Source organism: Frondihabitans peucedani (assembly GCF_039537585.1).
Classification (GTDB): domain Bacteria; phylum Actinomycetota; class Actinomycetes; order Actinomycetales; family Microbacteriaceae; genus Frondihabitans; species Frondihabitans peucedani.
The window spans coordinates 1,867,175-1,888,542 of record NZ_BAABAU010000001.1; the positions used below are offsets into that span (position 1 = coordinate 1,867,175).

At 71.9% G+C, this 21,368-nt stretch carries 22 protein-coding genes; 7 read left to right on the plus strand and 15 right to left on the minus strand.

Features of this window, described 5'->3' with window-relative positions:
• Window positions 1–2 precede the first annotated feature (2 nt).
• Window positions 3–665, plus strand: coding sequence for an SDR family NAD(P)-dependent oxidoreductase (locus tag ABD733_RS08580; protein ID WP_344795033.1), 663 nt, complete (start codon window positions 3–5; stop codon window positions 663–665).
• Window positions 666–729: 64 nt separating this feature from the next.
• On the opposite strand, the gene ABD733_RS08585 is transcribed toward ABD733_RS08580, so the two are convergent.
• On the minus strand, window positions 730–1,929 hold the full coding sequence (locus tag ABD733_RS08585; protein ID WP_344795035.1) for an MFS transporter: 1,200 nt from the start codon (window positions 1,927–1,929) through the stop codon (window positions 730–732).
• Window positions 1,930–2,002: 73 nt separating this feature from the next.
• The gene (locus ABD733_RS08590; RefSeq protein WP_344795037.1) at window positions 2,003–2,926 is read right to left on the minus strand and encodes a helix-turn-helix transcriptional regulator; all 924 of its coding nucleotides are present in this window, start codon (window positions 2,924–2,926) and stop codon (window positions 2,003–2,005) included.
• 101 nt (window positions 2,927–3,027) lie between these two features.
• Here ABD733_RS08590 and ABD733_RS08595 point away from each other — a divergent pair, with 101 nt between their 5' ends.
• A complete protein-coding gene (locus ABD733_RS08595) occupies window positions 3,028–3,891 on the plus strand; it encodes an aldo/keto reductase family oxidoreductase (protein ID WP_344795039.1) in 864 nt (287 codons plus the stop codon).
• A gap of 100 nt (window positions 3,892–3,991) precedes the next feature.
• Here the strand turns inward: ABD733_RS08595 and ABD733_RS08600 are convergent, their stop codons facing one another.
• Both ABD733_RS08600 and ABD733_RS08605 read right to left on the minus strand, forming a co-directional pair.
• A complete protein-coding gene (locus ABD733_RS08600; protein WP_344795041.1) occupies window positions 3,992–4,477 on the minus strand; it encodes a DUF4383 domain-containing protein in 486 nt (161 codons plus the stop codon).
• A gap of 104 nt (window positions 4,478–4,581) precedes the next feature.
• The gene (locus ABD733_RS08605; RefSeq protein ID WP_344795043.1) at window positions 4,582–5,289 is read right to left on the minus strand and encodes an SOS response-associated peptidase; all 708 of its coding nucleotides are present in this window, start codon (window positions 5,287–5,289) and stop codon (window positions 4,582–4,584) included.
• A gap of 84 nt (window positions 5,290–5,373) precedes the next feature.
• Here ABD733_RS08605 and ABD733_RS08610 point away from each other — a divergent pair, with 84 nt between their 5' ends.
• Window positions 5,374–6,249, plus strand: a complete 876-nt coding sequence (locus ABD733_RS08610) for an SDR family oxidoreductase (protein WP_344795045.1) — start codon at window positions 5,374–5,376, stop codon at window positions 6,247–6,249.
• A 22-nt stretch (window positions 6,250–6,271) separates the two neighbouring features.
• On the opposite strand, the gene ABD733_RS08615 is transcribed toward ABD733_RS08610, so the two are convergent.
• The 5 genes from ABD733_RS08615 to ABD733_RS08635 all read right to left on the minus strand — a co-directional run bounded on the left by ABD733_RS08615 (window position 6,272) and on the right by ABD733_RS08635 (window position 10,673).
• Window positions 6,272–7,552, minus strand: coding sequence for an MFS transporter (locus ABD733_RS08615; protein ID WP_344795047.1), 1,281 nt, complete (start codon window positions 7,550–7,552; stop codon window positions 6,272–6,274).
• Complete coding sequence (locus ABD733_RS08620; RefSeq protein WP_344795049.1) at window positions 7,549–8,256, minus strand: HAD hydrolase-like protein; 708 nt, start codon at window positions 8,254–8,256, stop codon at window positions 7,549–7,551. The genes ABD733_RS08615 and ABD733_RS08620 overlap by 4 nt, the downstream gene beginning before the upstream one ends.
• Before the next feature lie 78 nt (window positions 8,257–8,334).
• Window positions 8,335–8,628, minus strand: a complete 294-nt coding sequence (locus ABD733_RS08625; protein ID WP_344795051.1) for a hypothetical protein — start codon at window positions 8,626–8,628, stop codon at window positions 8,335–8,337.
• Window positions 8,629–8,699: 71 nt separating this feature from the next.
• Window positions 8,700–9,395: an endonuclease NucS gene (gene nucS, locus ABD733_RS08630; protein WP_344795053.1), complete on the minus strand. Its 696-nt coding sequence runs from the start codon at window positions 9,393–9,395 to the stop codon at window positions 8,700–8,702.
• A 36-nt stretch (window positions 9,396–9,431) separates the two neighbouring features.
• Window positions 9,432–10,673, minus strand: a complete 1,242-nt coding sequence (locus tag ABD733_RS08635; RefSeq protein ID WP_344795055.1) for an MFS transporter — start codon at window positions 10,671–10,673, stop codon at window positions 9,432–9,434.
• 131 nt (window positions 10,674–10,804) lie between these two features.
• Here ABD733_RS08635 and ABD733_RS08640 point away from each other — a divergent pair, with 131 nt between their 5' ends.
• Entirely contained in the window at window positions 10,805–11,968 is a 1,164-nt protein-coding gene (locus ABD733_RS08640; RefSeq protein WP_344795057.1) for a LacI family DNA-binding transcriptional regulator, read from the plus strand.
• A gap of 48 nt (window positions 11,969–12,016) precedes the next feature.
• Here the strand turns inward: ABD733_RS08640 and ABD733_RS08645 are convergent, their stop codons facing one another.
• Both ABD733_RS08645 and ABD733_RS08650 read right to left on the minus strand, forming a co-directional pair.
• On the minus strand, window positions 12,017–13,336 hold the full coding sequence (locus ABD733_RS08645; protein ID WP_344796057.1) for an MATE family efflux transporter: 1,320 nt from the start codon (window positions 13,334–13,336) through the stop codon (window positions 12,017–12,019).
• Window positions 13,333–14,598 carry a uracil-xanthine permease family protein gene (locus ABD733_RS08650; protein WP_344795059.1) on the minus strand — a complete coding sequence of 422 codons (1,266 nt, stop codon included), beginning with the start codon at window positions 14,596–14,598 and terminating at the stop codon, window positions 13,333–13,335. Before ABD733_RS08650 ends, ABD733_RS08645 begins: the two co-directional genes overlap by 4 nt.
• A gap of 61 nt (window positions 14,599–14,659) precedes the next feature.
• Between ABD733_RS08650 and ABD733_RS08655 the strand changes: the two genes are divergently transcribed.
• Window positions 14,660–16,624: a M13 family metallopeptidase gene (locus ABD733_RS08655; protein WP_344795061.1), complete on the plus strand. Its 1,965-nt coding sequence runs from the start codon at window positions 14,660–14,662 to the stop codon at window positions 16,622–16,624.
• A gap of 8 nt (window positions 16,625–16,632) precedes the next feature.
• Entirely contained in the window at window positions 16,633–17,553 is a 921-nt protein-coding gene (locus tag ABD733_RS08660; protein ID WP_344795063.1) for a serine hydrolase, read from the plus strand.
• Between the two features lie 21 nt (window positions 17,554–17,574).
• Here ABD733_RS08660 and ABD733_RS08665 read toward each other — a convergent pair whose 3' ends face one another.
• Together ABD733_RS08665 and ABD733_RS08670 are read right to left on the minus strand one after the other, a co-directional pair.
• Window positions 17,575–18,210, minus strand: coding sequence for a DUF4232 domain-containing protein (locus tag ABD733_RS08665; protein WP_344795065.1), 636 nt, complete (start codon window positions 18,208–18,210; stop codon window positions 17,575–17,577).
• Window positions 18,211–18,239: 29 nt separating this feature from the next.
• Window positions 18,240–18,638: an NUDIX hydrolase gene (locus ABD733_RS08670; protein ID WP_344795067.1), complete on the minus strand. Its 399-nt coding sequence runs from the start codon at window positions 18,636–18,638 to the stop codon at window positions 18,240–18,242.
• A gap of 131 nt (window positions 18,639–18,769) precedes the next feature.
• Between ABD733_RS08670 and ABD733_RS08675 the strand changes: the two genes are divergently transcribed.
• Complete coding sequence (locus ABD733_RS08675; RefSeq protein WP_344795069.1) at window positions 18,770–19,414, plus strand: hypothetical protein; 645 nt, start codon at window positions 18,770–18,772, stop codon at window positions 19,412–19,414.
• Here the strand turns inward: ABD733_RS08675 and ABD733_RS08680 are convergent.
• Window positions 19,387–20,070 carry a GNAT family N-acetyltransferase gene (locus ABD733_RS08680; RefSeq protein WP_344795071.1) on the minus strand — a complete coding sequence of 228 codons (684 nt, stop codon included), beginning with the start codon at window positions 20,068–20,070 and terminating at the stop codon, window positions 19,387–19,389. The genes ABD733_RS08675 and ABD733_RS08680 overlap by 28 nt on opposite strands.
• Window positions 20,070–21,359 (minus strand): glutamyl-tRNA reductase, encoded by a 1,290-nt coding sequence (locus tag ABD733_RS08685; RefSeq protein ID WP_344796059.1) that lies wholly within the window; start codon window positions 21,357–21,359, stop codon window positions 20,070–20,072. Before ABD733_RS08685 ends, ABD733_RS08680 begins: the two co-directional genes overlap by 1 nt.
• Window positions 21,360–21,368: the final 9 nt, after the last annotated feature.

Consider the following 21,368-nt stretch of genomic DNA (forward strand, 5'->3'; position numbering starts at 1 on the left):
TCATGACCACCATCGCCATCATCGGGGCCGGCTCCGGCCTCGGCCTCGCCGTCGCCCGCCGCTTCGCCCGTGAGGGCTTCTCCGTCGCCCTCGTGGCCCGTCACCAGGGGAGGGTCGACGCGCTCGCTGAGACGCTCACGAGCGAGGGGTTCCAGGCTCGGGGCTTCAGCGCGAACGTGCGCGACGCCGAGTCGCTTCGCGCCGCCCTCGAGCAGGCCGCTGAGCAGCTCGGGCCCGTCGAGGTCGTGCAGTACAGCCCGCTTCCCGCCAAGGAGTTCATGCGTCCCGTGCTCGAGACGGTCGCCGAAGACCTCGTCGGCCCGGTCGAGTTCTCGATCTACGGTCCGGTCACCGTCGCCCACCAGGTGATCCCCGGCATGCGCGCGCTCAAGGGCGGCACCCTCCTGTTCGTGAACGGCGCCAGCGCCGTCCGGCCCCGCGACGCGGTGACGGGCACGTCGATCGCCTTCGCGGGCGAGAGCGCCTACGCTCAGCTCCTCCACGAGGCGCTCGCCCCCGAGGGCATCCACGTCGGCCAGCTCATCATCCCGCGCGGCATCGGCGGCGGCGAGGAGTCGCACGAGCCGACCGTCCTCGCCGACACGCTGTGGCGCATGCACTCCGAGAAGGGCGAGTTCCGCGTCTACGCGGCGTCGCTCGACTGAGTAGACAGACGGCGGCGACGCCCGGCCGCGGGCCTCAGGCGGCGGAGCCGCCCGGCCGCTGGCCTCAGGCGGCCGACACGTCGTGCCGCGGCACCAGTGGGATCGAGACCAGCGGCGCGAGCGCGACCAGCCCGAACGCGACCGGGAACCCGACCACCGCGATCAGCGCGCCGACCCCCGGGCCCACCGCCGACGCCGCGACGAACTGCCCGGTGTTCTGCACGCCGAGCGCCTTGCCCGACCACCGGTGACCAGCCGCCTCGGCGACCGAGGTGAACGAGAGGCCGTTGTCGGCGACGCTGATCGTCGTCGCGATCACGAACGCGACGGCTGCGACGGCACCCCACGACGTGTCCGACAGCGCGGCGAGGAGGCCCATCGCCGCGGTCCCGGCCACGCCCACCAGGCGGAGGAGTCCCACGCGACTGTCGAACCGGTCGCTGAGGGAGCCGATCGCGATGCGTCCCAGGGCGCCGAGGAACTGCGATCCTGCGATCACCGCGCCGGCGGCGCCCTCCTGCCAGCCGTAGCCGCTGATCAGCCAGACCAGCCCGAACGTCGACAGCGTGAACTGAGGGAGCACGAGCAGGACCGACACCGCGTGGATCCGCCACAGGAACGAGCTCCCGCGGTACGGGTTCACCGCCGGGGCGGCGTCGGCCGCGACGGCCGGGCGAGGCGGATCGACGAGCAGGATCACGCAGAGCACCGCCAGCACGAGGTTCATCGCGAGCGGGAGCAGCAGCGCCGGCCCGATGCCGCCGCTCGAGGCCAGCAGCGGGATCGCGATGGCGGCGATCGTGACGCCGAGGGGCTGCGACATCTGCCGGATGCCCATCGCCAGCCCGCGGCGGTGCTTCGGGAACCAGCCCACGACCACCCGGCCGCTCGCCGCGTTCGTGCTGGCGGCCGACGCCCCGCCGAGCACGAGGAACACGGCGAGGGCGACGTAGCCCGTGCTGAGGACGGCGGCTCCGGCGAAGACGGCGGTGAGTCCGAGGCCGATGGCGATCACCCAGCGCTCGCCGAAGCGGTCGGCGAGGGCGCCCCACGCGACGAGCGTGAGCACCATGCCGAAGGTGGGGGCGGCCGCGAGCAGCCCGGCCTGAGGCAGAGGCAGGCCGCGCTGGACGTGCAGGAGCGGGATCAGGAACGCCGGCGTGCTGACGAGCACCGTGCCCGAGGCCTGCGCGAGGACGCCGAGCACGAGCATCCGCCACGCGAGCGCGGGGGTGGCAGCTGTCTCGGTCGGCGTGCTCGTCATGGGTCCTCCTGGTGGTGTGCCGCCATGGTATACCACCGCGACGACGGCCGCAGTCGCACGTGACCGGGCCCTCCTACGGAGTGGGGCCGTGGCCCTCCGACGGTGCGGCCGGCTGGTCGAGCGGGGCCGCATCCGCTTCGCGGGACTCGCGGGCACTGCCGGACTCGCCGGGCTCGACCCCGCGTCCCGCCGAGAGCGACCCCAGGATCCCGAGCATCGCCGCGCTCTCGGAGCCGGGCTCCGCGTGGTAGACGGCCAGCAGCATGCCGTTCTCGCCCGGGATCAGCAGCTTCTCGCGGCTCAGGTCGAGGAGGCCGACCTCCGGGTGGCGCATCCGGATGGTGCCGCCCTGCCCGATCCTGACGTCGTGGCGTGCCCACAGCCTCCGGAACGTCTCGCTCTCGATCGAGAGCTCCCCGACGAGCTGCACGAACCGCGGGTCCTTCGCATCGAGCCCGACCGACGCGCGGAAGGCCGCGACGAGCCCGTCGGCCGCCTTCTCCCAGTCGACGTAGAAGTCGCGCTCCGCCGGATCGGTGAAGAACGAGCGGATGCGGTTGTGCCCGGGGGCGAAGGCCGGCGACAGCGCGATCGCGAGCGGGTTGGCGACCAGCACGTCGAACCAGCGGCCCTCCACGAACGCGGGCAGGCCGATCGTGTCGAGGAGCTGCAGGATGCTCGGGGGCACGATCTCGCGCGACGCCCGCGCGGGCCGGCGGGGCTGGTCCTGAGACAGGCTGACGAGGTACTCCGTCGCGCTCTGGTCGAGGAGGAGCACCCGGGCGAGGGCTTCGAGCACCTGCACCGACGGGTTCCGGTCGCGGCCCTGCTCGAGCCGCAGGTAGTAGTCGGACGAGATGCCGGCGAGGGTGGCGACCTCCTCTCGCCGCAGACCCGCGACCCGGCGCACCCCGCCGGGCCGGAGGCCGACATCCTGCGGCTTCACGAGCTCCCGCCGCGCCCGGAGGTAGTCGCCGAGGCTGTTCTGATCGTCCATGCGAGAACGGTAGCCGGGGTCGACGGGCCGTGGCTGGCCCCCGCACTCCCAGGATCGAGACGGCTCTGCCTGATCCTGCGCCCGCGGAGCAGAGTGGGGGCATGGCAACGACAACCCTTCCCGGCGGCACCTTCACCGTCGCACCCGACATCACCCTCACCCGCACCGGCTACGGCGCCATGCAGCTCGCCGGCCCCGGCGTCTTCGGCCCGCCGCGAGACCGCGACGCGGCGATCGCCGTGCTCCGCGAGGTCGTCGAGCTGGGCATCACCCACATCGACACCTCCGACTTCTACGGCCCCCACGTCACGAACCAGATCATCCGCGAGGCGCTGCACCCCTATGCGCAGGATCTCCACCTGGTCACGAAGGTCGGCGCCCGACGCGACTCCGAGGGCGGCTGGCCGCACGCTCGCTCGCCGCAGGAGCTCCGCGACGCCGTGCACTCCAACCTCGAGAACCTCGGCCTCGACGCGCTCGACGTCGTGAACCTCCGCGTCGGCGGATTCGACCGCCCCGAGGCCGGCAGCCTGGAGGAGCCCTTCACCGCGCTCGCCGAGCTCCAGCAGCAGGGCCTCATCAAGCACCTCGGCGTCAGCACCGTGAACGCGGAGCAGATCGCCGAGGCCCAGTCGATCGCGCCGATCGTGACCGTGCAGAACTTCTACAACATCGCCAACCGCGAGGACGACGCGCTCATCGACTCGCTCGCGGAGCAGGGCATCTCGTACGTGCCGTACTTCCCGCTGGGCGGCTTCAACCCGCTCCAGTCGGACACCCTCGGGAGGGTCGCCGAGCGCCTCGGGGCCTCGCCCATGTCGGTGGCGCTCGCCTGGCTCCTGCAGCGCTCGCCGAACATCCTGCTCATCCCCGGCACCTCGTCGGTGGAGCACCTGCGTGACAACGTCGCGGGCGCCGGGCTCGAGCTGCCCGCCGACGCCGTCGCGGAGCTCGACGCGCTCTAGCCCCGCACTCGACGCCGAGAGGCCATCTTCCGCCCGTCGGATCACCGATCCGGGGCGGAAAGTGGCCTCTCTGCGTGGTGCCGCCTACTACTGGCGCTGGCTACTCCTCGTAGTCGCTGCCCATCAGGGCGATCTGGCTCGTGCTCAGCGCCGTGATGGCGAAGGCAAGGCCGTAGCAGAAGTCGAGAGCGAAGTCGGGCACGTTCGACGAGAAGATGTTGCCGCCGAAGTCGCTGTTGCCGAAGAGCAGGTCGTACAGGAACAGCGTGAAGAAGAAGCCCGCCATGCCCGACATGTAGAGGGTCGCGCCGAGGCGCTTCACGGGGGCGCCGAGGCCGATGAGGCCCATCAGGATCCACACGCTGTTGCGGAGCACCGAGGTCTGGAAGACGCCCAGGAGGTGGGCGCCCGAGTACGGGCCGGCGAACGTGATGTCGCCCAGGTCGGTGGTCACGCCGGGGATGAAGCCCAGGATGCCGGTCACGAGCAGCAGGATCGCGACGACGAGAGCGGCGATCTGCGCCGGGCCCTTCGCGTAGCCGTACCGGACCTTGCTGCCGGGCGCGTATTTGGTGACGGTGCTCATTGTTCTCCTCCGAGGGCTCTGCGCTGTCTATTCTTCACCCAACCGGGCGCTCGCTGTGACACGCGCTCGGCCCCTGCGAGGCGGGTCGGTGCCTGGGACAGGGCTCAGTGCTGACCCGGCAGCGGCTCGATGAGCTGCGGCCCGTTGTTCTTGACGCTGTTGGCGTCTCTCGAGACCTCGTAGTGGGTCAGGGCGTGCGCGACCTCGAGACTCTCCGCGTCGAGGAGTCCGAGGGCCGACTCAGGATCGAGCGCCGGGTCGAGCCAGGCGTCGAAGGCGTCGGGCGTGAGACAGGCCGGCATGCGGTCGTGCACCTCGCCGGGCGCCACGTGCGCGTCGCGCGTGATGATCGCGGTCGACAGCACCCAGCGGTCCGGATCGTCGTCGCCCTTGGAGCGGTCGCGCCAGGCGGTGACGATCCCGGCCATGGCGAGGGCCGCGTCGGGCTCGAAGATGTAGTGCGGCTGCTTGCCGGTCTCGGTGACGACCCACTCGTAGTAGCCCTGCGCCGGGACGATGCAGCGGCCCGAGGCGAAGGCCTTCCGGAACATCCCGCTCGTGGCGACCGTCTCGATCCTGGCGTTGATCGGCTGCGGCCTCTTCTTCAGGTCGGGATACCAGCCGGGGACGAACCCCCAGCGGGGCGTGGACAGCTCGCGATCGCCGGAGCGCTCCCGCACGACCTGCACCGGGTCGGTCGGAGCCACGTTGTAGCTCTCGGTCAGCCCGCGCTCCGCCAGCTCGGGGAAGCCCTCGAGCAGGGTCGGCAGGAGATCGGACGTGGCCCGGGCAACGACGAAGCGACCGCACATGCGCTCATTGTGCTCCTGTCGGCGGCGTGTCAACGCCCGGGCTCCGAGGCGACGCCGCGGCGACGGCGGTGGTTGGGTGGGCGCATGACCGATTCCACTTCCGATCCCGTCTCGAAGCTCACCCCGCAGGGGCCGACGATCGCCGTGACGGGGGCGACCGGTCACGTGGGCGGACAGGTCGCCGAGATCCTGGCGAAGACGGGGGTGCCGTTCCGGATGATCGTGCGCGACGCCACCCGCGCCCCGCAGTTCGACGGGGCCGAGGTCGCCGTCGCCAGCTACGCCGACACCGACGCCTCCACCAAGGCGCTCGCCGGGATCACCACGCTCTTCATGGTGTCGGCCGCCGAGGCGCAGGATCGCCGGGAGCAGCAGCGCGCGTTCGTCGACGTCGCCGTCGCCGCGGGTGTCGAGCACATCGTCTACACGTCGTTCGTCGGTGCCGCCGAGGACGCGGTCTTCACCCTGGCGCGCGACCACTGGGCGACGGAACAGCGGATCAAGGGCACCGGCGGCCGCTTCACGATCCTGCGCGACAACTTCTACCTCGACTTCGTCCCCGACCTGGTCGGCGAGGACGGCGTGATCCGGGGCCCGGCGGGCGACGGCAGGATGGCGGCCGTCTCACGCGCGGACGTCGCAGCCGTGGCAGCGCTCGTGCTGCTCGACCCCGAGAGCCACCAGCAGCAGACGTACAACCTCACCGGACCCGTCGCCTTCTCGCTCTCGGACGCCGCGTCGATCCTGAGCAAGCACACCGGACGCCGCGTCCGCTACCACCAGGAGACCCTGGAGGAGGCCTACGAGTCTCGGCAGAAGTGGCAGCCGGAGCAGTGGCAGGCCGACGCGTGGGTGTCGACCTACTCGTCCATCGCATCAGGGGAGCTCGCGGCGGTGTCGCCCGACGTCGAGCGGATCACCGGCCAGAAGCCGAAGTCGCTGGAGGACGTGCTGGGCTGAGGCCCGCCGGGCTGAGGCCCGCTCAGCGCACGCGCCTCGCCGAGAGCACGCCGCTGACGCCGAGGGTCAGGACCGACACGAAGACGACGACCATCGGCAGCGTCCAGCCGCCGCTGGCGTCGTGGATCGCGCCGACCACCAGCGGCCCGAGCGAGGCCAGCGCGTAGCCGCCGCCCTGGACCAGGGCGGAGAGCCGCCTGGCCTCGAGGTCGCTCGTGACCATCCGCACGATGATGATGAACACGATCGTGATGCCGCCGCCCTGGGCGGCGCCGCCGAAGAGCGACCACAGAAGCCACAGGTGCGGGGCGAAGAGCAGGCCGAGCGGCATGAAGATCCAGCACGCCGAGACCAGCGCCACGATGACGACGGGTCGCAGCCGGAGCGCCAGGAACGGCACGCCGAGGGCGCCGACGACCGCCATGATCTGGAACACCGACGAGCTCGCGCCGGCCCCGGCCCGCGTGAGGCCGACCTCGTCGTGCAGGAGCGTCGGGATCCAGGCGGTCAGCCCGTAGTAGCCGAACGCCTGACCGGCGAACGCCAGGGTCAGGCCCCAGGTCGAGAAGCGGCGGAAGAGCGACCGGTCTTCGAGGCGGTCCGCCGCGTCGCCGTCGGCCACCGAGACCACCGGGATCGACGCCGTGATGACCTCGATCGGGCCGGTGACGACGTCGCGGTCGACGGGCTCGCCCGTGCCGACGACGGCTGCGCGGAACCCGACGGCCGCGCACCAGACGAGACCGGCGATGATCGCGAACGATCCCCAGACGACGAGGGCGAGAGGCCACCCGGTGGAGTCGGCCAGCGGCGCCGTGCCGAGCGAGGTGATCATCGACCCGACGTTGAGAGCCGACGTGTAGACGCCGGTCACGAAGCCGGCGCGCTCGGGCGAGTAGTCGCGCCGGATCACGACGGGCAGCACGACGTTTCCGATGGTGATCGAGACTCCGAGCAGGATCGTTCCGGCGATCAGCGCGCCCTGGCCGCCGGCGGAGCGGAGGAGCGTGCCGGCGACGACGCCGAGGAGACCGAGGGTGACGGCGCGCTCGGGGCCGATCCTGCCGATCACGCCGGAGGCCAGGGGGCTGGCGAGCGCGAAGCACAGCACCGGGATCGACGTGAGGAGGCCCGCGACGAGGGCGCCGAGACCCAGGTCTCGCGTGATGACGTCGAGGACGGGTGCGGTGGCCACGATCGGGCCGCGGAGATTGAGAGCGATCAGGATGATCGCGACGGTCAGGACCCAGGTCGCGGGAGACCGGACGATCGAGGACGGAGAGACGGAGCGGCCGGAGCTCATGCCGAGCGGGCTTCGGACGCGAGGCCCTCGGAGTCGGCGGCGCCGAGCCCGAGGAGTTCGAGCAGCTCGTCGGTGTCGGCCGCGACGGCCACCGCTCCGGCCTGCTCGGAGGTGCTGCCGTAGCCCCACTCGACGAAGATCGTCGGGACGCCGTGGGCTGCGGCGCCCTCGATGTCGTGGTGGCGGTCGCCGATGAGGACCGGGCGCGAGAGGTCGACGCCGAGCGCGCGCAGTCGCAGGAGGGCCTCCTCGACGACGTCGGCCTTGGCACTCCGGACCTCGTCGTCGCTGGCGCCGGTGATGAGGTCGAGGTACTGGGTGAGGTGGTTGTGGTCGAGCATCAGCGTCGCCGGACGCTCGGGCTTCGAGGTGGCGAGCGACGACGGGATGCCCGCCTCGTGCACGCGGCGGAGCACGTCGGCCATGCCCGGGAACACCGTGGAGTCGAGGGCGCCGACGGCGAGGTACTGCTTGCGGTAGACGCGCATCGCCTCGGCGAGGGCGTCGCCGGTGAGGCCGACCTTCTCGGTGAAGCTCGCCGGCAGCGGCGGCCCGACCCACTCGAGGAGCTGTGCCGGAGAGGGCACGGCGTAGCCGAGCTGGGCGAGGGTGCTGGCGAGAGTGCTGGTGATCCCCGGCGCCGAGTCGGCGATGGTGCCGTCGAGATCGAAGAGCACGACCGAGTAGGGGTAGGAGGCGTTCATCACCTCAAGCCTAGGCGCTGGTAGGGCGGCCGAGTCGCTCGGAGCAGCGCCCGGAGCAGCGCCCGGAGCAGCGCCGGATCAGCGCCGGCGACGGCGGCTGCGACGGGTGGGCGCCTCGTCGTCGAGGAGGCGGACGATGAGCTGCGCGACGGTGTCTGCGCGGCCGACCTCGGCCGCTTCCGCCGGCGTGCGCTCCTCGTCGAGGATCGATGCCAGGACGGGGTTGGTGCTCCGGTCGACGAGGAGGGACCGCGTCGTGATCGGCGTGACGGCGGATCGCGCGCCGCGTCTCGACGACGAGACGAGCCGGTCGAACACCGGGTTCGAGGTGGACGGGCAGGCGTGCTGCGACTGGGGCGCGAACAGGGTCATGAAGGGCTCCTCGGATAGAATATGTAATATTCTAAGAGGAGGGCGCTGCAGGATGCAAGAGGCGCGAGCCGTCAGAACAGGCGCGAGTGCCCGTCGTCGAGTCCGCGGAGCGCGTCGTAGTCGAGCACGAGGCAGCGGATGCCGCGGTCCTCGGCGAGCGTCCGGGCCTGAGGCTTGATCTCCTGGGCGGCGAACACCCCGGCGACGGGCTTCAGGTGCGGGTCGCGGTTCATCAGCTCGAGGTAGCGGGTCAGCTGCTCGACGCCGTCGATGTCGCCGCGGCGCTTGATCTCGACCGCGACCGCGCCGCCCTTCGGGTCGCGCGCCAGGATGTCGACCGGCCCGATCGCCGTCATGTACTCGCGGCGCACGAGCGTGTGGCCCTCGCCGAGCACCTCGATCTGCTCGGCCATCAGCTTCTGCAGGTGCGCCTCCACGCCGTCCTTCTGGAGGCCGGGGTCGATGCCCAGCTCGTGGGCCGAGTCGTGCAGGATCTCGTGGATCGAGACGAGCAGGACGTCGTCCGTCTTCTTCTGGGTCACCTTCCACACCTCGACGATCCCGGCGTCGGCCTGGTCGACCGACGGCTCGTCCATCGTGATCGTGCAGGGCGGGCTCATCCAGTTGAGCGGCTTGTAGCTGCCGCCGTCGGAGTGGACGAGGAGGCTGCCGTCGCTCTTCACCATCAGCAGCCGGGTCGCGAGGGGGAGGTGGGCGGACAGCCGCCCGGCATAGTCGACCGAGCAGCGGGCAATGACGAGACGCACGACGACGAGCCTAACCGGCACTCGGCGCCCCGCGGGCTAGGCCTTCTGCCGGCTCGCCTCGCGCGCAGCCCCGGAAGCGAGCCCGGCGACGACGATCAGCACGAGCACGACGAGGAGCGCTCGCAGCAGGCCGAAGTGCTCGCCCAGGAACCCGATCACCGGGGGCAGCACCAGGAACGCCACGTAGCCGATGGTCGCGACGGCGCTCACGCGGGCCGCGGCGTTGCGGGAGTCGTCGGCCGCGGCCGACAGTCCGACGGGGAAGCCGAGCGCCGAGCCGAAGCCCCAGAGCACGACGCCGACGACGGCGAGGGGCACCACGGGCGACAGGATGACGAGCAGGAGTCCGACGATGGCCGAGACGGCGGAGGCGCGGAGCATGAACACCCGGCCGAAGCGGTCGATGAGGGGCGTCCCCGCGATCCTGGCGACCGTCATCGCGGTCAGGAAGACGAACAGGATCGCCGTGCCCCCGGCGTTGGAGACCCCGTGACCGTCGACCATGGCCAGGGGGAGCCAGTCGTTCGCCGACCCCTCCGCCGTCGCCATGCCGAGCACGATGAGGCCGATGAGGAGGGTTCCGGGCATCGTCCAGACGGCGAGACGCGAGCGCCAGCCGGTCGCGTGGGCCTCGTCGCCCACCTCCTCGACGGCGTGGCCGAGGTCTTCGGACTGGAACCGACGCGTCACCACCAGGGCGATCGCCGCGATGACCAGGGCCAGTACCCCGACGTGGACCGCGACCGGGAGGTCGAGCAGCTCGGCGCCGGCGCTCAGGAGGGCGCCGACCATGGTGCCGAGGCTGAAGGAGGCGTGGAAGAGGGGCATGATCGTGCGGCCGAGCACGCGCTCGTTGGCAGCCGCCGACACGTTCATCGCGACGTCGAGGGTGCCGTTCGAGAACCCGAAGACCGCCATGCTCACCAGGATCGCCCAGAAGCCGGCCCCGAGGGACGCGCTGAGCCCGGCCGCGATCAGCCCGACGGCGAGGAGCATCAGGGCGGCGACGGCGGTGCGCTGGGCTCCGATCCGCGCGATGACGTGGCTCGACAGGGAGACGCCGATGATCGAACCGATGCTGATCCCGCCGGCCAGGAAGCCCATCTCGAGCGTCGACGCGTGAAGGAGGTCGCGGATCGACGGGACGCGGCCGAGCCACGACGCGAGGGCGAGCCCGGAGAGCGCGAAGACGACGAACAGCGAGTTGCGCCAGCGGACGACGTCGCGGCGGGTCAGGCCGCCGTCGTAGGTGCGGGTGTCGAGGGAGGAGGTCGCCATCGGTCTTCCGGTCGGTGCGGGTCGGGTCGGGGTGTCGAATCGATTCGACAACGCTAGCGCCCGGTCTCGGGGGCGAGCAAGTCCTGGCATCGAATCGATTCGAGAGGGCGACTCGACTACGCTTCCGAGACATGTCCGACGCCCGAGCCGACGATGCCGGCGGTGCCGGCGATGCCGGCGGTGCCATTGCTGCCGGCGGTGCTGTTGCTGCCGGCCGTGCCGCTGCTGCCGACACTCCCGCCGCCGCGCCTCGCCCGACGCTCGCCGCCGTCGCCCGGCGCGCCGGCGTCTCGCCCTCCACCGCCTCCCTCGCCTTCAACGACTCCGGTCCCGTCGCCGGCGCCACCCGCGACCGGATCCTCGCGGCGGCCCGCGAGCTCGGCTACGACGGCCCCGACCCCAGGGCCCGCTCTCTCCGCCGGGGTCGATCCGGCATCATCGGCGTGGTCCTCGAGGAGTCCCTCCGCGACGCCTTCCGCGACCCGATGAACGTCGTCATGCTCGACGGCATCGCCGACGTGACCGGGCCGAGCGGCAACTCTCTGCTGCTGCTCACCGAGACCGCCGCGAGCCGAGCGAGCCTCGTCGAGGCGCCGATCGACGCGGTCGTGCTCTTCGGGTGCAGCCCCAGCGTCGACAGCAAGGTCGAGATCGTCCAGCGGCGGGGCATCCCCGTCGTGTCGATCGAAGGACGCCCGCTCCCGGGCGTCCTCGACATCGCCCTCGACAACCGGGAGGCGACCCGCGCGCTCGCCGAGCACCTGCGCACGCTCGGCCACGAACGCGTCGCCCTCGTGACGCTCGAGCTCGATCGCGACCGGCGCCGCGGCATCCTGACCGGCCCTCGCATCGACGCTGCCACGTCGTTCACGGCGCTCGAGCGCGTCCGCGGGGCGCAGGAGGTCTACCCCGACGTCTCGGGCTTCGCGACGCTCGGCAGCACGATCGAGGAGGGCAGGATCGCGGGGCACGCCCTCCTGGCCGACGCCCGGGCCCGCCCGACGGCCGTCATCGCCCAGAGCGACCTCCTCGCGGCGGGCGTGATCCGTGCCGCGGTCGAGCTCGGCCTGGAGGTGCCCCGCGACCTGAGCGTCGTGGGCTTCGACGGGGTGCGCATCGACGATCCTGCCGCTGCCGGTCTGACGACGATGGTGCAGCCCGCGCTCGACAAGGGCCGGGCGGCCGGACGCGGGGTGCTGGAGCTGCTGGCCGGCGGGTCGCCGCAGCCGGTCTCGTTCACCAGTGCTTTCCGTCGCGGTTCGACGACCGCGCCGCCTCGCCAGCCGCGCCCCTGAACCCCGGCCCCTCGCGCACACGAGGCCGGCACGGGCACCGAGACCCCCTCAGGCCGCAGCGACGCCGGGCAGCCACCGCCCGCCGAAGGCCCGAAGCCCGAGCGTCACGGCCCGGGCCCCGATGTAGCCCAGGCCGAACGCCAGCCACAGCGCCACCGGCCCGCGCGCGACGAGCAGCAGCGGCAGGTACACCGCGACGTTGGCGAGCCCGGTCCAGGCGAGGTACCGCGCGTCGCCCGCCCCGAGCAGCACGCCGTCGAGCACGAACACGAAGCCCGCCAGCGGCACGCCGACGGCCATCGCCACGAGCACGCCCGGCAGCAGCCCGGCGACCCGCGAGTCGCTCGTGAACACCGGTGCGACCACGGGGCAGACCGCCGCGAGCAGGACGCCGAGGACGGCGCCTCCGACCACGCCCCACACGAGCAGCCGGCGCATGACGGCGCGCACCCGCTCGCCGGAGCCCTCGCCGAGCGCGTGGCCGATCATCGCCTGGCCCGCGATGGCCAGGGCGTCCAGGGCGAAGGCGAGCGTCGAGAAGATCGTCAGCGCGACCTGGACCGCGGCCAGCCCCTCGACCCCGAGCGACGCGGCGACGGACACGGTCGCCAGCATGGCCAGCCGCAGGGCGGCGCTCCGGACGAGCAGCCAGCCACCGGCCGACGCGGTCCGGCCGAGGCCCTCGGTACCGGGCCGCAGGGGAGCACCGACGCGGCGCGCGGCCCGGACGGCGATGAGGACGTAGACGGCCGCCATGCCGGACTGTGCCGCGACGGTGCCCCAGGCGGATCCTGCGATGCCCCATCCGAAGCCGTAGATGAACAGCGCGTTCAACCCCGCGTTGGCGGCGAAGCCCGTGGTGGCGACGACGAGCGGCGTCCGGGTGTCTTGAAGGCCCCGGAGCAGCCCTGTCGCGGCGACGACCAGCAGCATCGCGGGCAGCCCGACGACGGAGATCGTCAGGTACGTCGTCGCGTGCCCGTGAGCGGCGTCGGTCGTCGGGAACGCCTCGACCAGCGGCCGGGCCGCGACGAGACCGGCGCCTCCGAGCACGACTCCGACGCCCAGCGCGAACCACATCCCGTCGATCCCCGCCCGGACCGCGCCGCGCTCGTCACCCGCTCCGAGCCTCCGGGCGACGGCCGGCGTCGTGGCGTAGGCGAGGAAGATCAGCAGGCCCAGAGCGGTCTGCAGGATCACGCCCGCCACCCCCAGCCCGGCGAGCGGGGCGGCTCCGAGGTGGCCGACCAGCGCCGTGTCGGTCAGCAGGAAGAGCGGCTCGGCGACGAGTGCCCCGAGGGCCGGGACGGCGAGGCGGGCGATCTCGCGGTCGAGTACCCGGGCGGGAAGCGGCGGCGACCCGCTCAGTCGGTGCCCCTCGCGCGCCCGATCGAGTTCATCAGGTGGTAGATCACCACGGCGGCGACCGTGCCGAGGATGATCCCCCCGAAGGTCGCCCCGCCGAACGCCACGGTGAAGTTCGCGATGCCCATGATGAGCGCGACGCCGGCGGTGAGCTGGTTCTTGGGCTTCGAGAAGTCGACCCGGTTCTCGACCCAGATGCGGATGCCGATGATCCCGACCAGACCGTACAGCGCGGTGGTCACGCCGCCGAGCACCCCGGGCGGGACCGTGTTGATGACGGCGCCGATCTTGGGGGAGAGCGAGAGCAGGATCGCGATGATCCCGGCGACCCAGTACGCCGCGGTCGAGAAGACCCGCGTCGCGCTCATCACGCCGATGTTCTCGCCGTAGGTGGTAGTCGCCGAGCCGCCGCCGAGGCCCGCGATGACCGTGGAGACGCCGTCGGCGAAGAGGGCTCGGCCGGTGAGGGGATCGAGGTCGCGGCCGGTGAGCTGGCCGACGCCCTTCACGTGGCCGACGTTCTCGGCGACGAGGGCGAGGACCACCGGGAGGAAGCCGACGTAGACGGCGAGGTGCGAGCCCTCGAACGACGGCGCGGTGAAGGTCGGGAGGCCGAGCCAGTCGGCCTTCTCGACGAGGGTGAAGTCGATCTGGCCTCCGATCACCGCGCTGATGTAGCCCACGACGACGCCGACGACGATCGAGAGCCGCCCGAGCATGCCCCGGAACAGCACCGCGGTCAGGATGACGGCGAGCAGCGTGATGATGGCGATGAGCGGCGACTTCGCGAAGTTCGAGCCGGCCGAGCCGGCGAGGTTGAACCCGATGAGCGCCACGATCGAGCCCGACACGACCGGCGGCAGGACCGCGTCGATCCATATCGTGCCGGCGACGTGGACCACGAGCCCGACGATCGCGAGCAGGGCGCCGACGACGATGATCCCGCTCAGCGCCAGCGGGATCCCGCCGATCTTCGTAGCGGCCCCGATCGGCGCGAGGAACGCGAACGACGAGCCGAGGTAGCTCGGCAGCCGGTTCTTCGTGATCAGCAGGAAGAGGAGGGTGCCGACGCCCGAGAACAGGAGCGTGGTCGACGGCGGGAAGCCGGTGATGATCGGCACCAGGAAGGTCGCGCCGAACATCGCCACGACGTGCTGGGCGCCGAGCCCGATCGTGCGCGGCCAGCTGAGCCGCTCCTCGGGAAGGACCAGCTCCTCCTGACCGACCGTCTTTCCGTCACCGTGCAGAGTCCAGGGGAGGGCCATGCTGGAACTGTACTGGGAGGTCCGCGCCTCGTCCGAGGGGGACACGACCTAGGCTTGACGCATGACTGACGTTGCCGCGGCATCCGGAATCCTCACCGACGAGCTCGACCCGGCCATCCGGCCGCAAGACGACCTGTTCCGCCACGTCAACGGCCGCTGGGCGGCCCGGACCGAGATCCCCGAGGACAAGGCACGCTGGGGCTCGTTCTACGTCCTCGCCGAGGCCGCCGAGAAGGCCGTCCGCGAGATCATCGACGAGTCGCAGTCCGCCGAGCCGGGCACCGAGGCGCGGAAGGTCGGCGACCTCTTCGCCAGCTTCCTCGACGAGGAGCGCGTCGAAGAGCTCGGCGCGACCCCGATCCAGCCGCTCCTCGCCACCGTCGACGACGTGACGACGGTGCCGGCCCTCCTCGAGGCGGTCGGCCGGTTCGAGCTGCAGGGCGTCAGCGGCTTCGTCCAGCTCTTCGTCGACAACGACCCGGGCGACCCCGAGCGCTACATCGTCTTCATCGAGCAGGCCGGTCTCGGTCTGCCCGACGAGTCGTACTACCGCGACGAGAAGTTCGAGAGCGTCCGCACCGCCTACCGCGGCTACCTCGAGACGATGTTCGGCCTCGCAGGATTCGACGGCGCCGCCGAGCGCGCTGGCCGCGTCTTCGAGATGGAGACCGCGATCGCATCCCACCACTGGGACAACGTGGCGACCCGCGAGAGCGAGAAGACCTACAACCTCCTCTCCTGGACCGACGCCGAAGCCCTCGCGCCCGACGTCGACCTGGCGGCCTGGCGCGACGCCGTCGGCGCCCCGGCCGGCGTCTTCGACGAGGTCGTCGTCCGCGAGCCGTCCTTCGTCACCGGGCTCGGCGAGATCCTGGTCGACGACCGTCTCGAGGCGTGGCGCGACTGGCTCCGGTTCCAGATCATCCGCTCGTTCGCCGCCTACCTCTCGAGCGGCTTCGTGAAGGCCAACTTCGAGTTCTACGGCAAGACCCTCACCGGCACCCCGGTGCAGCGCGCCCGCTGGAAGCGCGGCGTCTCGCTCGTCGAGGGCGCCCTCGGCGAGGCGGTCGGCCGCATCTACGTCGAGCGCCACTTCGCGGAGGAGGCCAAGGCGACGATGGACGTCCTCGTGGCCAACCTCGTCGAGGCGTACCGGCAGAGCATCACCGGCCTCCCCTGGATGACCGACGAGACCCGCGCCAGGGCCCTCGACAAGCTCGACAAGTTCACGCCCAAGATCGGCTACCCGGTGAAGTGGCGCGACTACTCCGAGCTCGCGATCGACCGCGGCGACCTGGTCGGCAACATCCGGGCGACCGCGGTGTTCGGCTTCGACCGCGAGCTGGGCAAGATCGGCCGGCCCATCGACCGCGACGAGTGGTTCATGACGCCGCAGACGATCAACGCGTACTACAACCCCGGCTTCAACGAGATCGTGTTCCCGGCCGCGATCCTGCAGTTCCCCTTCTTCGACGAGAACCGCGACGCCGCCGCCAACTACGGAGCGATCGGCGCCGTCATCGGCCACGAGATCGGGCACGGCTTCGACGACCAGGGGTCGAAGTACGACGGCGACGGCCGCCTCACCGACTGGTGGACCCCCGCCGACCGCGAGGCCTTCGAGGTCCTGACGAAGTCGCTCATCGAGCAGTACGACGCTCTCGAGCCCGCCCAGACGCCGGGTCACCACGTCAACGGCGCTCTCACGATCGGCGAGAACATCGGCGACCTCGGCGGCCTCTCGATCGCCTGGAAGGCCTATCTCATCTCGCTCGACGGCGAGACTCCGCCGGTCGTCGACGGGCTGAGCGGCGCCGAGCGCTTCTTCCTGAGCTGGGCGCAGGCCTGGCAGATGAAGCTCCGAGACGAGGAGGCGATCCGGCTCCTCTCGATCGACCCGCACTCGCCGAACGAGTTCCGCTGCAACCAGATCGTCCGGAACATCGACGAGTTCTACGCGGCGTTCGACGTCACGGAGAGCGACGCCCTCTGGCTGCCCGCCTCGGAGCGCGTCACGATCTGGTAGGAGCCCACGTGGAGTCGAGCCTCGAGGGTCGACGCAGTCGCAGGAGGGCCGAGCACGGTCGGCACGCGGGCGACCGCGCCGACGAGCCGTTCGAGCGGAGCTTCCAGGCGCTCGGGTCGCTGGCGTACTCGCACGCGCGGGTGTCGGCGTCCGCGGCCGACCTCGACTCAGGCCAGGTCGTCCTGGCCATCGACGAGAACGTCGCGCTGCCGACCGCCGAGGTCGGCACGCTCGTGCTCCTCGTCGAGGTGGCCGCGCGTCTGGCCGAGGGGCGCCTCGCCCCGCTCGACGAGGTGTCGCGGGAGGCGCCCGCCGGCGACTCGACACGCGTCGACGACCCGCGGGCCGGCGGCCTCTGGTCGTCGCTGCTGCTGCCGACCCTCGGCGTGCTCGACGCCGCGACACTGGTCGGGGCGGTCCGCGATCCGGTCGCCACGAACGCCCTGGCCCGGCTCGTCGGCCTCGACGCCGTGCACGCGCGGGGCGAGGCGCTCGGGCTGAAGCGGACGGCGCTGCTCGACTTCGCCCGCACGACGCGCGGCCCCGACGACGCCCCGCAGTCCTCGGTCGGATCCGCCTTCGAGCTCCAGGGGCTGTTCCGTGATCTCGTCGCCGGCCGCTGCGTCGACACCGCGGTGAGCAACCGGGTCCTCGGCTGGCTCTCGACGGGATCGGACCTGTCGATGGTCGCCTCCGCGTTCGGGCTCGATCCGGTGTCGCACCGCGACCGCGACCACGGCATCCAGCTCGTGAACCTCACCGGCGCCGACCGCGGGGTGCGGTCGGAGGCCGGAGCCCTGCGGGGTCGCCGCCGGGGCCTGTCGTACGCGGTCACCGTCGCGTTCGACGACACCGACCTGGCGGCCCGCCTCCGCGTGCTCGACGTGCTGCGGACGGTCGGCCTCGACCTCCTCGAGCACGTCAGCTGAGGCGAGGCCGACCCGGGGTCGCTACTTCAGACCCGAGACCGTGAGAAGCGACACGCTCTTCGAGGCGCAGGCGGTGAGCCCGGACTTCGCGGCGAACACCGACGCCTTCTGTCCGGGCGGGTAGACGCGGAAGCCGTCGGCCGGCGTCGGCTTGCAGTCGGCCGACGAGTAGTTGCCCGCCTGGACGATGCGCAGGACCGAGGTCGCGGTGGCGCCCGGTGCCACGGTGACGGTCGCGTGCGGCGAGGCGCGGTCGAAGACGGCCGCCTGGCCGATCTGGGTCCCGTTGCCGTCGCCGACGAAGGAGACGCCGGGCCAGCCCTGCAGCGTGCAGGTGACCGTGCCCTTGTTCGTGAGGACGAGGTTCACGTACGTGCTGCCCGCGGCGCCGCCTCCTGCGCTGGGGGAGATCGCGGCTGAGAGGTGCGCCGACGTGCAGGCCGTGATCGCCGAGCCCGTCGAGGGGCTCGCGGACGTCGACGTGGTCGGCGAGGACGACGTCTGGTCGGTCGGCGACGGGCTCGTGACGGGGGCGGTCGTCGTCTTCGGGGTGGACGCGGGAGTGCTCGCCGTGCCGCTCGTCGTGGAGCAGCCGGCGAGACCGGCTGCGGTCAGACAGGCGGCGGCGATGAGCGTGATCTTCGTAGTGGTGCGCATGGTGCCCAGCCTGCCACCCGCAGGAGAGCTCAGTCGATCAGTCCGAGGAGTGACATCCGGCGGAGCGTCTCCACTCCTGCAGGAGGACACCGGCCCGCGTCGGCGGTCGTCACCCAGCTGATCGAGCCCACCTCCGCGGAGGGCCGGGGGTCGTCGAGCGTCTCGCCGGAGTAGAGGGTCATGTCGACGAGCCGGCCGTCCGGCTCGCCGTGCGCCTGCTCGGACACGGTGAAGAGCGGGGCGACGGTCGCAGGATCGAGCGCCACCGCTACCTCCTCGAACGACTCCCGGATCGCGGCCTCCGCCCCGGTCTCGCCGGGCTCGACCTTTCCTCCCGGCAGGTACAGCACGTCGCGTCCGCGCGCCGTCACCATGAGCAGGCGTCGGTCGCGGACGAGTGCGAGTGCACTGACGACGATCGTCTCCACGGATTCCTCTCCGGCCCGGCTCCGGAGCACGGCCGACACGTCTGAACGCTTGACAGTCGCACCGACTTGTGAAATATTCAATCTAACATGCAGAGCAGCCCGCTCCAGCCCTCACTCTCAGGACGAATCCCATGATCGCAGGATCCAGCACTCACCACCGCCCGACCCTCCTCGTCGACCCGATCGACCACCTCCTCGTCGACCTCGCCACCGGCCGCCACCTCACCGGTGACACCGTCCACGCCGACGAGCTCGCGGGGGAGCACGACCTCGACAGCACGCAGGCCGACGACGTCCTCCAGGCCGCCTGGTGCCTCGGCCTCGTCTCGAGGCCCTCCGCGCGGTCGGCCGTGATCACGTGGACCCCGGAGGTCTCGCAGGTCCAGCTCCACCGCCTCGCCCGGGCGATGGTCGCCGCGGTCGGCACGGTCACGACCCGCGACCCCTACGGCGTCGCCGTCATCGACGGCGAGGAGGCCCGCCTCGGAGCAGCCGAGCTCTTCGAGCTCGAGACCCCCTGCGACGTCGACCTCTTCCTGGAGCTCGCGCGGGCACTGCTCAGCCGCCGCTCGATCGCGGTCGTCGACGAGCTGGTCTCGCCGCTGTCGATCCTGTTCTCCCGGGTCGCGCTGGAGGTGCACGGAGTCCGGCTCGCGGCCACCGACGCCGTCCGGGCCGAGATCGTCCGGGGTCTCGTCCTCAGCCTCATGGACGGCCGGGTCGACGACTTCCGCGACCTCGTGGCCGACTACGTCGTGGCGATGTCGATCGACTGAGCCTCGCGACGCGCAAGCCACTCCCGGGCGAGGGTGGCGTAGACGCAGGTGTCGCCCCACTCGCCCTTGAAGAAGGCGTCCTCGACGAAGTGCGCCTCCTCGCGCATGCCGAGTCGCCGGCAGACCCCGATCGACGCGGTGTTCCGCGGGTCGAGGGTGGCGTGCACGCGGCGCGAGTGCAGCTCGTCGACGCAGAGGTCGACCATCGAGGCCGCCGCCTCCGTCGCATAGCCCCGCCCCTGGAACGCCGGGTTGAGCACCCAGCCCACCTCGGCCTGGCGGTGCTCGACGCTGGTCAGCCGGATGTTGACCTCTCCGATCACGCGACCCGGAGCATCCTGCGTCTCGATGGCCAGGCAGAGGGGATCGCCGTCGCGGCGGAGGCTCGTCATCGCCGTCCGCCGATGCAGGTGCTCAGCGGTGTCTGTGCGGTCGCGCACCGGCCACAGCATGTAGCGGAGCGTCTCGGCGTCCGACTGGTAGACGAGGACGTCGTCGAGGTCGGAGTCGAGCAGGGGCCGCAGGATGAGGCGCTCGGTGCGACCCGGGCGGGCCTCGAACGTCAGCGAGCTGCCGGGCTCCAGCGGACCATCCGGCTGCAGCGGACCGTCGGGCTGCAGCGGACCGTCGGGCTGCAGCGGACCCTCCGGCGGCATCAGACCGCGGTCGCCTCGCCGGACCGGTCGTCGCCGAGGGGCCGGAGAGCCGTCGGCGCGGAGGCGCGTGTGTCGGTGAGGCCGAAGAGGGCCTCGAGGCCGTCGCGGAAGTCCTCTCCGCGACCCTCGCGAGCCAGTTCGCGCGCCCGGACCGAGGGGGTGTGCAGCAGGACGCCGGCGAGGTGGCGCAGCGCCTGCTCGGTGCGCTCGCTGGAGTCGCCGCGCGAGCGGGCGCGCTCGATCTCGGCGTCGAGGAGGTCGAACACGTGCTTGCGGAGAGCCACCACGGCGGGCGAGAGCGACTGCTCGGCAGCGACGGCCTGGAACTCGGCGGCCGCGCTGGTCACGAGGGCGCGGGCGTCGTCGGCGGCGCTGAGCTCGGCGAGCGGGGCGTGGAGGCTGATCGTCTCGAGGTCGAGGAGCTCGACCCCGTCGACGCGGGCGACGAGGGGGTCGACGTTGCGGGGCAGGCCGAGATCGATGACGAGCCGGCGGACGCCGGCCTCGACGACGGAGGGCACCACGAGGGGCTCGGTGGTGGACGTGCACGTGATGAGCACGTCGCTCCAGGCGATCGCCTCGGCGAGGTCGGTGTGGGCGACGAGCTGGTGCTTGGCCGCGAACCAGGGGGCGCGGCCGGACGCCGAGAAGACGCCGATGCTCTCGGCCCCGCGGTCGCGGAGGGCGGCGACGGTGGTCGCGGCGTACATGCCGGTGCCGACGAGCAGGATGCGGGCCTGCGACCAGTCGGTCACGCGGCTCTGGGCGAGATCGAGGGCGAGCCGCACGAGCGAGCGCCCGGCACCGCCGACGTTGGTGCGGTTCTTGACGCCGCGGGAGGTGTGGGAGGCCTGTTGGAACAGGCGCTCGAGGTCGCGCGAGGTGGTGCCGTCGTCGCGGGCGCGCTCGAGGGCGCGCCTCACCTGACCCGAGATCTCGTCCTCGCCGACGACGACCGACTCGAGGCCGGAGCTCACGGCGAACAGGTGCTCGACGACTCCGTCGCCGGTGATGACGCTGACGCTGTCGCGCAGGTCGGAGGGCACGACGCCGCTGGCCGCGCTCATGGTCTGGATGGTCGCCTCGACCGCGACCGCCGAGGCGGCGGTGAGGGGCTCGTCGACGTCGAGATAGGCCTCGAAGCGGTTGCACGTCGCGAGCACGACGGCGCCCGACACGAAATCGCTCGACTCGACCAGGGTGCCCGCCGCCGTGGGTGCGCCGACGCTCAACTTCTCGAGGAGGTCGAAGCTGGCGTTCTGATGAGACGCCGTGAGGCAGATGAGCACGTCGTCCAT